11 protein-coding genes and 3 pseudogenes are annotated in these 15,134 nt (G+C 74.6%); 9 read left to right on the top strand and 5 right to left on the bottom strand.

The features are described 5' to 3' along the window. Positions 1 to 6 precede the first annotated feature (6 nt). The 4 genes from ACFV04_RS04120 to ACFV04_RS04105 all read left to right on the top strand — a co-directional run bounded on the left by ACFV04_RS04120 (position 7) and on the right by ACFV04_RS04105 (position 3,673). Positions 7 to 1,158 carry a hypothetical protein gene (locus ACFV04_RS04120; RefSeq protein WP_380526643.1) on the top strand — a complete coding sequence of 384 codons (1,152 nt, stop codon included), beginning with the start codon at positions 7 to 9 and terminating at the stop codon, positions 1,156 to 1,158. Positions 1,159 to 1,363: 205 nt separating this feature from the next. After that, a complete protein-coding gene (locus tag ACFV04_RS04115) occupies positions 1,364 to 1,585 on the top strand; it encodes a hypothetical protein (protein WP_380340132.1) in 222 nt (73 codons plus the stop codon). Further along, complete coding sequence (locus ACFV04_RS04110; protein WP_360250336.1) at positions 1,582 to 2,223, top strand: hypothetical protein; 642 nt, start codon at positions 1,582 to 1,584, stop codon at positions 2,221 to 2,223. Before ACFV04_RS04115 ends, ACFV04_RS04110 begins: the two co-directional genes overlap by 4 nt. Positions 2,224 to 2,875: 652 nt before the next feature. Further along, positions 2,876 to 3,673 (top strand): SGNH/GDSL hydrolase family protein, encoded by a 798-nt coding sequence (locus tag ACFV04_RS04105; protein WP_360250333.1) that lies wholly within the window; start codon positions 2,876 to 2,878, stop codon positions 3,671 to 3,673. On the opposite strand, the pseudogene ACFV04_RS04100 reads toward ACFV04_RS04105, so the two are convergent. The 5 genes and pseudogenes from ACFV04_RS04100 to ACFV04_RS04080 all read right to left on the bottom strand — a co-directional run. Then, positions 3,570 to 4,292: pseudogene (locus ACFV04_RS04100) on the bottom strand (hemerythrin domain-containing protein); the annotation flags it as partial. The gene ACFV04_RS04105 and the pseudogene ACFV04_RS04100 overlap by 104 nt on opposite strands. Positions 4,293 to 4,429: 137 nt before the next feature. Beyond that, positions 4,430 to 4,660: pseudogene (locus ACFV04_RS04095) on the bottom strand (nitroreductase/quinone reductase family protein); the annotation flags it as partial. After that, positions 4,644 to 4,856: pseudogene (locus ACFV04_RS04090) on the bottom strand (nitroreductase/quinone reductase family protein); the annotation flags it as partial. The pseudogenes ACFV04_RS04095 and ACFV04_RS04090, both read right to left, overlap by 17 nt. A 325-nt stretch (positions 4,857 to 5,181) precedes the next feature. After that, positions 5,182 to 6,363 carry a polysaccharide deacetylase family protein gene (locus tag ACFV04_RS04085; RefSeq protein ID WP_380340289.1) on the bottom strand — a complete coding sequence of 394 codons (1,182 nt, stop codon included), beginning with the start codon at positions 6,361 to 6,363 and terminating at the stop codon, positions 5,182 to 5,184. Positions 6,364 to 6,661: 298 nt separating this feature from the next. Then, positions 6,662 to 8,488 carry an AMP-dependent synthetase/ligase gene (locus ACFV04_RS04080; protein ID WP_380340139.1) on the bottom strand — a complete coding sequence of 609 codons (1,827 nt, stop codon included), beginning with the start codon at positions 8,486 to 8,488 and terminating at the stop codon, positions 6,662 to 6,664. 614 nt (positions 8,489 to 9,102) lie between these two features. Between ACFV04_RS04080 and ACFV04_RS04075 the strand changes: the two genes are divergently transcribed. From ACFV04_RS04075 to ACFV04_RS04055, 5 genes are all read left to right on the top strand, one after another. Continuing rightward, positions 9,103 to 12,273: a nitrate- and nitrite sensing domain-containing protein gene (locus ACFV04_RS04075; protein WP_380526641.1), complete on the top strand. Its 3,171-nt coding sequence runs from the start codon at positions 9,103 to 9,105 to the stop codon at positions 12,271 to 12,273. Further along, positions 12,270 to 12,689 carry a roadblock/LC7 domain-containing protein gene (locus tag ACFV04_RS04070; protein ID WP_360250324.1) on the top strand — a complete coding sequence of 140 codons (420 nt, stop codon included), beginning with the start codon at positions 12,270 to 12,272 and terminating at the stop codon, positions 12,687 to 12,689. Before ACFV04_RS04075 ends, ACFV04_RS04070 begins: the two co-directional genes overlap by 4 nt. Before the next feature lie 341 nt (positions 12,690 to 13,030). After that, positions 13,031 to 13,360, top strand: a complete 330-nt coding sequence (locus ACFV04_RS04065) for a DUF742 domain-containing protein (protein ID WP_380340292.1) — start codon at positions 13,031 to 13,033, stop codon at positions 13,358 to 13,360. Further along, positions 13,341 to 13,991, top strand: coding sequence for an ATP/GTP-binding protein (locus ACFV04_RS04060; RefSeq protein ID WP_380526640.1), 651 nt, complete (start codon positions 13,341 to 13,343; stop codon positions 13,989 to 13,991). The genes ACFV04_RS04065 and ACFV04_RS04060 overlap by 20 nt, the downstream gene beginning before the upstream one ends. A gap of 351 nt (positions 13,992 to 14,342) precedes the next feature. Continuing rightward, positions 14,343 to 14,486, top strand: coding sequence for a hypothetical protein (locus ACFV04_RS04055; protein ID WP_380340146.1), 144 nt, complete (start codon positions 14,343 to 14,345; stop codon positions 14,484 to 14,486). The last annotated feature ends 648 nt before the right edge of the window (positions 14,487 to 15,134 follow it).

Genomic DNA, 15,134 nt, shown 5'->3' with positions numbered 1-15,134 from the left:
GGAGCCATGGCTGCGGTGCGGGAGCTGGTGTGCGGGGTGGTGTGCGCTGCGGGCGCGCGGACGTCGCGGGGGCGCCGACGGGTGTTGGTGCTGGCCGGCGGCAAGCGGGGGAGCGGGGTCGGCGGGGCGCCGGGCGGCGGGCCCGGCGGGGCCGCGCCGCCCGGGGGCGGGCGGCCGCCCGGCGGGCACACGGGAGGGGGTGGTGCGCGGGCACGGCGCGGCGGGCCGGCCCGGGGCGCGCCGCCGCAGCCGGTCGCGGTGGCGCTGGCCGTCGCGGCCGGGGACTTCGCCGGGCTCGCGCGGTACGGGCTGTTCGGCGGGCTCGGCCACCAGGAGTACCTGCGGCGGGCGGAGGAGCAGCTGACGGCCCTGCACCGGCAGGGCCTGGAGGTGCACCTGCGGGTCCTGGAGGCGAACGACTTCGAGGACTACTGCGAGGCGCTCGGCCTCGACCCGCGGATGCCCGCGGCCCGGGTCGCCTACGCCGGTGATCCCGAGTTGGCCGGGGAGCCGTTCGTCTACGCGGGGGAGCGGCTGGTCGAGCTGCTGCCCGTGCTGATGGACGACCACCGGGCGCGGGTGCGGATGTCCGTGGCCTGCGCGGCCCTGCTGGACGCGGTCGGGGACGACCCGGCCGGGCAGCGCCGGATGGCGGCGGTGATGCGGTACGTGACGTCGGTCTACCTGGCCCTGGCCGAGGGGGCCGGGGAGGGCTGCCACCTGCTGACGTTGCGCTGCCACGGTCCCGAGGACGGCGAGGAGCTCACCTCGGCGGTGGACGTGTACGTGGAGGAGGGGCAGCTGTACCCCGCGGGGCGGGACACCGAGGCGTTCTGCGTCACGCTGGCGGCGGGCGTGGCCTCCGGCGGGGCAGGGGCGCTGCTGCTGCACGGCGATCCGTCGTCGGGCGGCCGGGCCGGCGCGCAGCTCGGCGGGCTGGAGGGCGGTCCGGACGGTGACGCGCCGGTCCGGCCGCCGGTACGCGGGTGGGCGCTGGTCGACGGGCGGTTGCGGCCGATGACCGCGCACGAGGTGTTCGACGAACTCGCCGACGATGCCGCGCGCGGGCTGCCGTTCCCGCCGGGCGTCGACCCGCGGCCCGGGTTCCCGCTGCCCCCCTTCCCGGGGCCCCGGGAAGGGGGTGGGCCGCTGGGATGATCACGGCGTCCACCGCCTCCGCATCCACCATGCGGCGCTGGGGACTGTTCATCGACCGCCTGTTCGGGGAAGATTCGGAGAAGATCAACAGCAGGAGCGCGCGGTACCCCACGCCGCCGCTCCGGCCGCTCAGCTCCGTACCGCGCCCCGCAGGTCCCCTCCGCGCACCGCCGGTCCGGCGAGCCCGACAGCGAGAGGGGGACGCATGAGCGAGCGGAGCGAGCCCGGTGCCGGGGGGTGCGCGCAGGCGGACGCCACGGTCGAGGCCTGCGCGGGCTTCTCCGCCGATGCCCCCGCCGGGCCGACCGGCGCCTTCACGTGGGCGACCGGCGGTTCCTCCCGGTCGACCGGCGCCTCCTCCCTGCCGACCGGCGGTTCCACCGGCCCGGTCGAAGGCCCCGCCGAACGCCGCGAGGCGAGAGCATGAGTCCGATCGAGTACAGCGCGGAGATCGCCGACCTGCTCGGGAAGGTACGGCGGCGTCCGACGGCGGGCTGGCCGTGGCGGCCGGGCGAGCAAGTGCCGGACGGGCTGCCGGTCAAGCAGTCCTGGGGGTGGCTGTTCGCCCCCGACGGGCGGGTGCTGACCCTGGTGAACCCCAGGGACGGGATCTGCTCGCTGCCCGGCGGCTCGCTGGAGCCGGAGGACGCCGGCGACCCTGCGGCGGCCCTGGCCAGGGAGGCCGCCGAGGAGGCGCAGGCGGCGATCGGCCGGCCGTACTACCTCGGCTACCTCTACGACCGGGTCGGTTCGGCGAACGGCGGGCACGAGTGCGCGCGCGTCCGGATGGCGGCGGTGCTGCGGGCGGTCGGGCCGAGCGCGGCCGACCCGGCCTCGGGCCGGCACTACCGGCGGCTGCTGGTCGCGCCGGGGCTCGCCGTCGAGCTGCTGGGCTGGGGCGCGCCAGGGCTGCGCCAGGCCCGGGCGGCGGTCGCCACCGCCGTCCGCTGGCTCGGCGTGCCCGCCGCCGCGAACGAGGCGATCGAGGAACTGCCGGTCGAGGGCTGCACGGTCTCGCCGGGCACCGTGTACCCGGGCGGCGGTCACTCGGGCGCGCGGGGCTGACCGGACCGGGTCCGGGAGGCGACCGGCCGCTCCCGAGTCCTCGGTGATGCCGATGTCCTGACGGTTCGTGTCCTCCGCGTGCTCCGCGCGTTCAGTGTTCCGTGCCTTCTGCGTCTTCGGGGTGCCCGGGGTGCCCCGGGTGTTCGGGGTGTTCCGCGCATTCCCGGTGTTCCGTGCGTTCCGTGTGTTCCATGAGTTCTGTGCGTTCCGTGCCTTCCGCTGGTTCGGGGCATTTCGCGCGTTCGGCGCCGGGGGAGGCTCGCGCCGGCGCCCGGCCGGGTCCGGTCGCACCTGTGCGCGCTCGCGGCGGCCCTTTCGCGCCCGCCGCGGTCTCCTCGTGCCCGTCGCCGCGCCCTCGCCTCGACGGCCGACCGCTGTCGAAACTGACTCAACGATGGTCGGACAACGACTCCAGGTTTACCCCTGCCTTAACGGACGCAAGTTGCCGGTCTACGCGCGCAGTACTACGCGCGTCAAAGCGCACCCCCATTGACCAGTGTGAACTCACTTACCGTCGGCGGCAGTTCACCTCTCTGCTATCAGACGATCCGTCAATTGCCTTGGCATGAGCGCTTCCGGGTTCCCCTACCGCCTGGTATCACTTCTGTGACCCACGCCACGACCCCCCACTCCCCCCCACCCTGGAGGTGTCATGCTCCGCCCCGCCCGTGCCCTGTCCATCGCCGCGATTGCGGCAGGCCTCACCATGACGACGCTCTTCGCCGCCTCGTCCGCCAATGCGGCCGGCGTCAACTACGTGGCCCTCGGCGACTCGTACTCCGCCGGTGTCGGCGCCGGCAGCTACCTGAGCGACAGCGGCAGCTGCAAGCGCAGCACCAACGCGTACGCGTACCTGTGGAAGAACGCGCACTCGCCGTCCTCCTTCAAGTTCGTCGCCTGTTCGGGCGCCCGCACCGGCGACATCCTGAACAGCCAGATCTCGGCCCTGGACTCCGGCACCACGCTGGTCAGCATCTCGGTCGGCGGCAACGACGCCGGCTTCGCCGACACCATGCAGACCTGTGTCCTGGGCTCCGACAGCGCGTGCCTCAACGCCGTCAACACGGCCAAGAACTACGCGCTCAACACCCTGCCCGCCCAGCTGGACCAGGTGTACTCCGCCATCAAGTCCAAGTCGCCGAACGCCCACGTCGTGGTCATGGGCTACCCGCACATCTACAAGGTCGGCGGTGACTGCGTCTTCGGCATCGGTGACACCAAGCGCGCCGCCATCAACGGTGCCGCCGACACCCTGGACGGCGTCCTCGCCAAGCGCGCCGCCAACGCCGGCTTCACCTTCGGCGACGTCCGCAGCATCTTCACCGGCCACGAGATCTGCGGCAGCCTCACCACCTGGCTGAACAGCACCACCCTGCCGATCGACGAGAGCTACCACCCGAAGGCCTCCGGCCAGGCGGGCGGCTACCTCCCGGTCTTCTCGCAGTCCTGACGGGTCGCGTCGGTCTCCGACGCCGTCCTGCCGCGGGTGCCGCCGCCCCCTCCAGAGGCACGGGGAGGGGACGGCGGCAACGCCGTTTCCGGCAACCGGTCGGGCGGGCCCGGTCGTCCCCGGCCGCCCAGGCCGGCCTACGCCCTGTCCGGCCGATCCTGCTGGGCCCGCGACGCCAAGATCGGCCGGACAGGACCTGGCTCCGCCCGGTCGGCGGGAAGGGGATGCCGGCGAGGACCGGCAACAACTCCGCCTCCTCCAGATCGAGGTGCGCCTCCAGTTCGGCCGACATCATCCGGTTCGGCTCCGCGTGGAGCCGCTCGGGTTCGGTGACCTCGATGCCGGCGAGCAGGGCCACCAGCTCCTCCTTGATCCGTCCGATGGCCCGATGCTGTTCGTCGAGCCGGGCGAGCACGTCGCCCAGGTCGGGGTGGTTGCGTGCGAGGGCCGGGAAGGTGGCGGTGTCCTCGCCGGTGTGGTGGTGGGTCGGCCCGTCGCAGAACGCCAGGCAGTGGTGCCGAAGCTGCGGTCCGAGCCCGGCCGGTCGGCCGGGGAGGTGGGCGTGCGCCTGCTCCCGGATGTGGCGCAGCTGCGCGCGCAGCCAGGTGTGCGCCTCCGGCAGCTTGTCGGCGAGGGTGCGCACCGCCGGTGCTCCGCCGCGGGGGGCGTTGCCGGAGGTGCCCCGGGATGTTCTCCCTCCAGGACGACGACCGGCAACTCGCGTTCGGTGTGCGCCTGGTAGTCGCCGTACCCTGGGGCCTTCCGGGCGACGGCGGCGAACGGCCGTTGTCGGCGCTCGCCCTCGGCGGGTACGGCGATCGCGTCGAAGGTGTCGGTGCCGAGTTCGCCCCGGACCACCGGGTGGGTCGGCAGGTTGCGGTACCACTGCGGGTGCTCCGGTGCTCCGGTGCTCCGGTGCTCCGGTGCTCCGGTGCTCCGGCGCCCCGGCGGCCCCGGCGGCCGAGGCGACGAGCAGGAGCAGCCCATTCGCCCGGACGTAGCCGAGCGGCCCGGTGTGCGGCCGCCCGGACCGGGCGCCGGTGGTGGTCAGCAGCAGGTCGCCGCCCTCGAACGGGCCGCCGACCCGTCCGCTGTTGGTGCGGAACTCCTCGATGACGTTCAGGTCGAAGGACGGGGCATGGGTGTGTGGTGGGTCTCCGTAGGCAGGGGGAGGCGCGGCCACACGCGGTGACGTTCGGGGTCGGCGCGTCGTGCTCGCGGATACCGCGGGTGACCGCCCGGCGTCAGATCAGGGCGGCGAGAGGGTGCTCATCGCGCATCGTCCCTTCGGAAGCGTGTTCGCTCGGCCACCGGCCGGCCCACTTCTCTGTGGCCGGCGCCGCGCTGCACCGCCTCATGAGAGCGATGCAGCGGGCGGACTGTCAACGAGCGGGATCGCTCAGGACGATGCCGAGTGACTGCCCGAGCGGGACGGCCGAGTGAGTGCCCGCCGGGGACGGCCGGGCGACCGCCCGGCAGGGGCGGTCGCGGACGGGCGTGCGAGGTCCTCAGCGCAGGTAGTCGACCAGGCCGGCGGGCCTGAGGCCGGCGGCGTCGGCGGCGGCCAGGGCGCGCTGCAGGTCGGTGGCCAGGGTGTCGGTCCAGTGCATGATGATGACGTCGCCCGGCTGCAGCGGGCCCGGGTGCCAGATGTCGGCGGCGCCCCAGCTGAAGTCGGCGTCGGCGGTGAGCACGGTGCGGATGCCGCAGTTGGCGGCGGCTTGCAGGGTGTCGGCGTTCGAGGCGAAGTACGGCGGGCGGACGACCGCCGGTGTGGTGCCGAAGAGGCGGGTCATGGCGTCGCGGGCGTCGCAGATCTCGACCTGCTGCTGGTCCAGGGGGAGCTTGCTGAGGTCGGAGTGGGAGACCGTGTGGTCCTGGACGGAGGAGCCGGGCACGGCGGTGACCCGCCGGAAGAAGGCCGGGTCGGTGCCCGCCGGCATCGGCAGCGGGAAGGCGGTGACGGGCAGGTGGTGGTCGGCGATGAACTGTTCCGCCTCCGGGGTGCGCTGCCAGCCGTCGTCCACGGTGAAGAAGACGACCTTGTCGGTGGTGGGGATCGAGCCCGTCGCCACTGCCGGGGCGGGCGCGGGGCCGTCGACCCGGACGTCGTCGACCGAGAACGGGCCCTGCTGGTACCAGCCGTGCACGTACAGCCGGATGGTGCGCGCGGTGGGGCCGGTGGTGAAGCGGGTGGTCAGCCGTTGCCAGCCGCCGCCGGTGCTTTCCGTCCAGGCGGGCGGGAGGTCGTTGCCGGTGCCGGTGGCGCCCAGGTGGACGAAGGCGCCGCGGACCCAGGCGGAGGCGGTGTAGGTGGTGCCGGGCTGGACGGCGACGGTCTGGGTGCACTCGCCGGTGGAGTCGGCGGTCGCGGGGGTGACGGTCAGGGCGGAGGTGCCGGAGTGCGGGGCGGTGGTGGTGAGGGCGGCCTCGGCCGGACCGCCGGTGCAGGTCCAACCGGGGATGCTGCCCCAGTCGGCGAGGCTCGGCGCGGGCACCTCGAACCCGGGGTTGGTCGCCAGGTTGACGGTCGCGGCAGGGGTCGTGGCCGCCGGGGCGGGCGCGGCGGCGGACGTGCTCACGGCGGACGTGCTCGCGGCTGACGGCGCCGTGCGGGCGGAGGCCGCCGGGACGGCGAAGGCGGTGAGCAGTGCGACGGAGGCGGCCAGTGCGGACAGGCGCGTGGACATCGACACGTGAGGACTCCAGCGTGTGGGGGTGACGCCCGTGGGGAGGGCGTGAGCGGAATCGGGTGACAGGGTCGGAACCGTGGTGGCCCGGGCGCTCCCGGAGGGACGGGAGGGCGGAGGGCGTGGGTGAAGGAGGCGTGTGAGCAGAGGGGGTGGCGGTGCGCCGCACGCGGACCGAAGAGAAACAATGGACTGGACCAATCGGCCCGTCAAGGGAACGGCAGGTGAACCGGACGGCCGTCGAGCCCGCGCCGCACCGAACGGGACGAACCGTCAGAACGCCTGCGGTGCATGCCGATCAGGTGAGGTACAGCTCCTCGATGTCCTCCGCGTAGTACTCCGCGATGGCCGTTCGGCGCAGCTTGAGCGAGGGGGTCAGCAGTCCCTGCTCCTGGCTGAACTCCCGCGGCAGCAGCCGGAACGCGCGGATCGACTCGGCCCGGGAGACCGCCGTGTTCGCCGCCGCCACGGCGCGCTGGATCTCGGTGTGCAGGTCCTCGTCCGCGAGCACCGCCCAGGCGTCCAGCTGCTCCCGTCCGCGGGTCTTCAGCCAGTGCGACAGCGCCGGTTGGTCGAGCGTGATCAGTGCGGCCACGTACGGGCGGTCGTCGCCCACCACCAGGCACTGGGAGACCAGCGGGTGCGCCGCGACCCGGTCCTCCAGGCCCGACGGCGCGAGGTTCTTGCCGCTGCTGGTGACGATCAGGTCCTTCTTGCGGCCGGTGATGGTGAGGTAGCCGTCCTCGTCCAGCCGGCCCAGGTCGCCCGTCGCGAACCAGCCGTCGACCAGCGACTCGGCGGTGCACCGCGGGTGGTTGAGGTAGCCGCCGAAGACCGAGCCGCCGCACACCCACACCTCGCCGTCGTCGGCGATCGCCACCGACGCGCCCGGCACCGGCTGCCCGACCGTGCCGAGCTTCTGCCGCCCGGTCGGGTTGGCCGTGATCGCCGCGGAGGTCTCGGTGAGCCCGTACCCCTCGAACAGCTGCAGCCCGGCGCCGGTGAAGAACTGGCCCAGTTCGCGCCGGAGCGAGGAGCCCCCGCACATCACGCTGCGGACCCGGCCGCCGAGCACCGCGCGCAGCTTCGGGTAGACGGTCCGCTCGTACGCGAGGTGGCGCAGCCGGAGCGCGGCGCCCGGTCCGGGGCCGCGCCCGAAGGCCTTCTGTTCCCGGGCGGCGGCCCAGTCGACCGCCACCTGCCGGGCCTGCTCGAAGAGTTCGCCGCGTCCGGAGTCCTCGGCGGCGCGCCGGGCCTGCTGGAAGATCTTCTCGAAGACGTACGGGACGGCGTGCAGGAAGGTCGGCCGGAAGGTCTCCAGGGCGGGCAGCAGCGCGTCGGTGGAGACCTCGGGGACGTGGCCGATCCGGAAGCCGGCGCGGATCGCCGCGATCTGCACCGCCCGCCCGTAGACGTGGGCGAGCGGCAGGAACAGCAGGGTGCCGGGCTGGCTGCCGCCGGTGTCGCGCAGGACGTCGCCCCAGCCGGCGAGCAGTGAGTCGGCCTCGGAGGCCAGGTTGGCGTGGGTGAGGAGGCAGCCCTTGGGGCGGCCGGTGGTGCCCGAGGTGTAGACGACGGTGGCGATGTTCTCGGCGGCGACGCCGAGGCGCTGGCGGTGCACCAGGGAGTCGGGTACGCCCCGACCGTCCTCGGTGATCGCGGCGACGCAGTCGCGGTCCAGCTGCCAGATGCCGGTGAGGTCGGGCAGCGCGTCGCAGACCGCGCCGACGGTCATCGCGGCGTCCTCGTCCTCGACCAGGCAGGCCACCGCCTGGGTCTCGGCGAGGATCCAGCGCACCTGCTCGGCGGCGGCCGTGGGGTAGACCGGGACGGTGATCGCGCCGATGGACCAGAGCGCGTAGTCGAAGAGCGTCCACTCGTAGCGGGTCCGGGACATCAGGGCGACCCGGTCGCCGTAGCGGACGCCGTGGGTGAGCAGGCCCTTCGCGAGGGCGAGCACCTGGTCCCGGAACTCCCGGGCGGTGACGTCCTGCCACCGGCCGTCGGCGGTCCGCCAGGACAGCTGGACCAGGTCGGGGGCGCGCTCGGCGGTGTCGTAGAGGGAGTCGGCGAGTCCTCCGGTGGCCTCCGGAACGGCCGGCGCGGGGGTGGTGAACTCGCGCACGTTCCTCCCCAGTTCGCGTCTCCCCGGCGCTTCCGCCGGCCCGGCCCGCCGTCCGGCCGCCGGGGCGGCGGCGCCCGGTTGTGCGGGTGGAGCGAAACTATCGGATCGCCCGGTCACTTCCCAGGGTTGTGACGGTGACGCGACGAGATCGGCACGGGTCCGGTCGGAGGGTGTCGCGATCGGGGAGGCGGGGGGAGGCGGGGGGAGGCGGGACGGCGTCGGCGAGGGGCGGAAGGGAAGCGGGGGAGCGACGGGGGAGCGACGGTGGCGGGTCGGGGTCGGGGTCGGGGTCGGGGTCGGGGTCGGGGTCGGGGTCGGGGTCGGGGTGTGCCGCGAGGGGAGGCGGAGGCCGACTCGGGGTAGACCCGGGAAGAGCCGGGAAAGGGTACGGCGAGGGTGTCGGGCGAGGGCCGGAGCGCGGAGCGGGCGAAAAACCGGACGTCTGCGGATGATCCGGGCGCGAAGTGGAGGAGATCGCGACCGGTTTCTGACGTGTGCGGGGCAAGCTGGAGATGTGGATCGATTCGACCCTCGAACGAGTGGTCAGGGCGTAGTAGAGTCGCGCAGACCCGTGGCCGGGAGCCCCCTCCGTATCCCTCCTTACCGTCCCCGCCGTGCCCCACCCCTCCCGGCGCGCCACCGCTTCCACGACCCCCACCCTCCCCGTCCGCGCCTGGCACTTCCCGACCGAGGACTCCATGCGTCTGCGCAGCAGCTCGATCCGCGCGAAGATCATCGCGCTGCTCCTGGTGCCCATCGTCGCGCTCACCGCCCTGTGGGTGTACGCGACCATCGCCACCACCGGGGACGTCTGGAACCAGTTGAGGATCAGCCGTACGTACAAGGAGTTCGCGGGCCCGGTCGACCAGTACGCCACCGACCTGCAGAACGAGCGCCGTGCCGCCGTCCAGCGCCTGGCCGACCCGCGCTCGCCCGTGGCCAGGGACGCCTACGAGCACGCCAAGACCGTCACCGACCACAGCCTCGCCGTGCTGCGGCAGATGAAGGACGGCTCGGCCGCCAAGCTCTCCACCTCCCAGCGCGGCCGCTTCGTGCAGATCATCGCCGCCGCCGACCAGATCGGCCCGCTGCGGTCCCAGGTCGGCCGGACCGCGCTGAACTGGGAGTTCGCGCTGGGCCAGTACAGCGACCTGGTCAAGCCGGTGTTCGGCTTCCGGTCCGCCTACGTCGCCCGGCAGACCGGCCAACTTCCGCGCCAGGGAACCATCCTGATCGAGCTGGCGCGCGCCCGCGAGTACCTGTCGCAGGAGGACGCGGCCATGGAGGGCCTGCGCTCGGGCGCCGCCAAGCCCACCGCCGAGCAGTACCAGGTCGCGCTGGACGCCCTGCACAACCAGCAGGCGCTGTACACCGTCTACGTCGCCGAGCTCGAACCCGCCGACCAGTCCGACTACATCGCGCTGCGCAGCGGTGAGGCCTGGGGCGCGCTGGCCCGCGCCGAGGCGGACTTCGTCGGCGCCGGCGGCCCCGACCGGGTCGTCCAGGCGCTCAACGGCGACTCCTGGCGGGAGACCGCCGACCGGGCGCTCGGCGACCTCGCCTCGATCAACAGCCGGATCGCCGCCGGGCTCGACGACCGCACGCGGTCCGCGGCGATCGGGATGCTCTGGCGCGGCGGCATCGCCGGTGCGATCGGCCTGGTCGCGGTCGTGCTGTCGATCCTGATCTCGTTCCGGATCGGGCGTGGCCTGGCCCGCGAGCTGATCGGCCTGCGCAACGCGGCCAACGAGCTGGCCGGCTCCCGGCTGCCCTCCGTCATGCTGCGGCTGCGCCGCGGCGAGCCGGTGGACGTGGCCACCGAGGCGCCCGAACTGCACTTCGGTGACGCCGAGATCGGCCAGGTCGGCCAGGCCTTCAACGCGGTCCAGCGGGCCGCCGTCGAGGCCGCCGTCGAACAGGCCGAACTGCGGCGCGGCGTCTCGGCCGTGTTCGTCAACCTGGCCCGGCGCAGCCAGGTGCTGCTGCACCGTCAGCTCACCCTGCTCGACACCATGGAGCGCCGCACCGAGGACCCGACGGAGCTGGCGGACCTCTTCAAGGTCGACCACCTCACCACCCGCATGCGCCGGCACGCCGAGGGTCTGATCATCCTCGCGGGCGGCTCGCCCGGGCGCGCCTGGCGCAAGCCGGTCCGGATGGTGGACGTGGTCCGGGCGGCGGTCGGCGAGGTCGAGGACTACGCCCGGGTGGCCGTCCGACCGTTCCCCGGCACCGGCCTGCTCGGCAGCGCCGTCGCGGACGTCACCCACCTGATCGCCGAGCTCGTCGAGAACGCCGCGGTGTTCTCCCCGCCGACCACCCAGGTCACCGTCCAGGGTGAGGTGGTGGCGCACGGCTTCGCGCTGGAGATCGACGACCGCGGGCTCGGGCTGAGCGAGCAACTGCTCGCCGAGATCAACGAACGCCTCTCCGTGGAGCAGGAGTTCGACCTCGCCGACACCGACCGGCTGGGCCTGTTCGTGGTCAGCCGGCTGGCCCGGCGGCACGGCATCCGGGTGCACCTGCGGCCGTCCCCGTACGGCGGGACGACGGCGGTGGTGCTGATTCCGCGCGAGCTGCTGGCGGAGGCGCCGGACGGGCTGCCGGAGCCGACCGCAGCCGGCCGGCGGCCGGTGGGCTCCGACCGGCGCGGGCAGCGGGACCTGGTCGCGGTGCCGGGGACGGGAGCGGGAGCGGGTGTCCGGGGCGGCGTCGGGTCCGTGGCGTCGGTCGGATCCTCGTCCGGAGGGCCGTCCCGGTCCTCCTCCGGTTCCTCGTCCTCCTCCGGTTCCTCGTCCGTAGCCGGCGACGGAGTCGGCGGCCGGCACCGGGGGACGGGCGGGCCCCGGCCCTCCGTGCCCGAGGTGGGGCGCACAGCGGGCGGTCTGCCGCGTCGGGCCTCGCGGACCAAGGGCGGGCCGGTCCTGGTCCCCGCGCCCGACGCGGACGCCGGGGAGACGCCGGGGACGGGGCGGCACCGGCGGGAGGACGTGGTGCTGGCCGCAGCCGCGGAGGCCTTCGAGGCCGCGGCGGCCACCGGGTCCGGTGCGGCCGCTGAGACCACCGCGACCGCAGCTGAGACCGCCGCGACCGCCGAGGCCACTGCTGCGACCGTCGAGGCCGCCGCGGCGCCACCGGTGGCCGCCGCGCCCCGGACGGCGGGCGGACTGCCGCGCCGGGTCCGGCAGGCGAACCTGGCGCCGCAGCTCAGGGAGCAGCGCGCGGACCAGCTGAAGGAACGATTCCGCAGCGCGGGCGGCCCGGAAGGGCCGGACCGGGGCGCGGGCACCGACCCGGACGCCCGGGAGGTGCGGGAGCGCTCGCCCGAGGAGGCCCGGGCGACCTTCACCTCGTTCCAGCGCGGCTACACCCGGGGACGCGGTGCCACCACCCCGGCGGACCGCACCGGCGCCGTCGAGGGCCGTGACGGATCGACGAAGGGCCGTGACGGCTCGACGAAGGGGCGCGACGGCAAGCCGGAGGCCCGCGAGGGCGCGCCGCGCGGTCGCGTCACCGTCGTCCCGGTCTGGCAGCCGCCGGACATGTCCCGCCGGGCGATCGCCCCGGCACCCGCCCCGGCGGCGTTGCCCGCGCCCTCGGACACCGGACGGGCACCGCTCGCGCGCCGGCAGCAGCCCGGTCCGCCGGTCCGCCGCACACCGGGCCCCGGATCACCAGTACCGTCAGCATCACCCGTCGTACCCGCACCACCCACACGACCGGAACCACCCGTACGACCCGCATCACCTGCACCACCCGCTCCAGCGGAAGGAACTGATTCATGACCACTTCGACGCAGCCGTCCGGGGACCTCACCTGGCTCCTGGACGACCTCGTGGGGCGCGTCGCGGCCCTGCGGCACGCGGTGATCCTCTCCAGCGACGGCCTGGCCACCGGCGCCTCCCGCGACCTCGACCGCGAGGACGCCGAGCACCTGGCCGCCGTCGCGGCCGGGTTCCACAGCCTGGCCAAGGGGGCCGGCGCGCACTTCAAGGTCGGCGGCGTCCGGCAGACCATGATCGAGCTGGACGAGGCGTTCCTGTTCATCACGGCCGCCGGTGACGGCAGCTGCCTGGCCGTGCTGAGCGACGCCGAGGCCGACATCGGCCAGATCGCCTACGAGATGGCCCTGCTGGTCAAGCGGGTCGGCGAGCACATGGCCGCCGAGCCGCGCACCGAAATCGCCCCGCCGGGGAGATGAGCGGTCCGATGGCGGATCCCAAGGCGGACGTGCCGGACGGCCCGGAGGTGCCGGTGGGCACGGACGGGCCGGCCGGTGCGACCGCGCCTGCCGATGCGAACGCGTCGACAGAGGCCGGCGCGCCGGCCGGCGTGGCCGCGTCCCAGGGCGCGGACGGTCCCGCGGACGCCCCGGCGGCCGGTCCTGCGGGCGCACCTGCGGACGCTCGGGTGGACCCGGAGTCGGTGGGCACGGAGCCGGTGGACCCGGACGGGCCCGACGTCGACCTGTTCCGGCCCCGCACCCCGGTCGACGACCGCTGGTTCGACGACGAGGCCGGTCCGGTGGTGCGCCTCTACTCGATGACCCGCGGCCGCACCCGGCCGGTCGAGGAGGGTCTGTTCGACCTGATCTCGCTGGTCACCGCCGTCGAGCCCGGGCCGGACGCGGGGGCCGTGCCCGCGCACGTCCTCGACCCGGAGCACCAGACGCTGCTGTCCCTGTGCCGCAGCGAGCCGCTCTCCGTCGCCGAACTCGGCTCCTTCACCGACCTGCCGGTCAGCGTGGTGCGGGTGCTGCTCGGCGACCTCTACGACGCCGACCTGATCAGCGTCACCCGACCCGTTCCGCTCGCCGAGCTGCCGGACGAGCGCCTGCTGCGAGACGTGATCAATGGACTCCGTGCGCTCTGACCACCACCTCCGCCCGGACGGTGCCGCGTCCCACCCGGCGAACGCCAACGACCCGCAGTGGCGCGGCGGTCCGGCCGTCGCGGTGAAGATCCTGGTCGCGGGCGGTTTCGGTGCGGGCAAGACCACCCTGGTCGGCTCGGTCAGCGAGATCCGACCGCTGCGCACCGAGGAGGAGCTCAGCGAGCTGGGCCGCCCGGTGGACGACACCTCGGGCGTGGAGGCGAAGCGCACCACCACGGTCGCGATGGACTTCGGCCGGATCGACCTGCGGACCGGCCTCGCGCTCTACCTGTTCGGCACGCCCGGGCAGGACCGGTTCTGGTTCGTCTGGGACGAGTTGGCGCGCGGCGCGCTCGGCGCCGTGGTGATCGCCGACACCCGTCGGCTGGCCGACTGCTTCCCGTCGGTCGACTTCTTCGAGCAGCGCGGCATGCCGTTCGTGGTCGCGGTGAACTGCTTCGAGGGCACCGAGCGGTTCTCCCCGGACGAGGTGCGGGACGCACTCGACCTCGACCCGGGCATCCCGGTCCTGCTCTGCGACGCGCGGCTGCGGGAGGACGGCAAGGACCTGCTCGTCGCCCTCGTCGAGCACGCCGCGGCGCGACGCCACCGCGCCCCCGCCCGAGCCTGACGGGGCGTCCGCCCGGGCGCCCGGCCTCGCGGGATCTCCGGGTTTCCCCGCGCCCCGCCGGGGCCTGAGGGAGTCTCGGGTGAGGGCTGCGGCGGTGTCGCGCCCGGACCGCCGTCCCATCCGGCCGTCCGCATCCCGGACGATCGGTGGGCGGAAGGTTGCCTAGACCGGCCCGGCCGTGGAAGGCTCTGTGGACGAGGGCCGCCCGGCCGTGCCGTCGGGGGAGCCGGAAACGCTCCGTTCACACGGGCGTTGCCGACCGGCGGACGGCCTTCGACGATCCGGCGGGCACCGCCGGCGCGTGCCGACGACGGCGCGACGCCACACGCAGAACGAGGGGGAGGGCAGCAGATGACCGTCGGCCGACGACTCGCCGTCACCACCGTGCCCGGACCCCTCGCACCCGGCTCCGCCCGCTCGGGCGCCGCCGTTCCGGTGCTCACCGTCCGCCGCTACATCGACCACGCGCTGGTCTGTAGCGCGTGTTGTCGCTGACCGGCCCGTCCCGTCCCGGTACGTCCCCGGCGCTCCCGGCTCACCGGCCGCCGCCCGACGCACCGCAGATCCCGTCGACCAGGCCGTAGCGGACCGCCGTCCGGCGTGCCGCGGCCGACCAACCGGACCCGCCCAGCGGAGAGAACACCAGTGAACATCGTCTGCCTCAGACCTTCCCCCGCCGTCGTCGGCCGTACTCGAACGACCGTTGCGGCCCCCGGGGCGTGCGCGGGTGACGGCCGGACCGGACGGTGGAACGGGCGCGCGGGCCGCGCCGTGGACAGCCGGCGGGGCCGCCACGACCTCGAACCGTTCTGGCCGTCCCGGCAGCCGCACCTGTTCGATCAGACGTGTCCGGGCTCGCCCAGCGCGTCCCGGCCCTCCGCCCGCTGACCCGGTTCCGTCCGGTCCAGCCCCGGTAGTACGCCCGGTCGACGCGCAGACGACCCACCCCGTCCGTCACGCGCGAAATGAGCGGCACACCATGTCTTCTTCCTCCACGGCCACCCTGCCCCTGCCCACCGCGACCCCGCACCTGCGCGCGGTCCGCTCGGTGCCGTCCGTCCCCACCGTTGCGCCCGTCCCCGCCGCCGTGCCCGGTGCCCCCGGCCCGGCCGGGGGCGCGGGCCCCTCCGTCCGGTCGTCCGT

This window comes from Kitasatospora sp. NPDC059599 (assembly GCF_042735125.1).
Classification (GTDB): Bacteria; Actinomycetota; Actinomycetes; order Streptomycetales; family Streptomycetaceae; genus Kitasatospora.
Note: the sequence above shows the minus strand (reverse complement) of the source record. Positions and strands in the feature narration are given on the sequence as shown.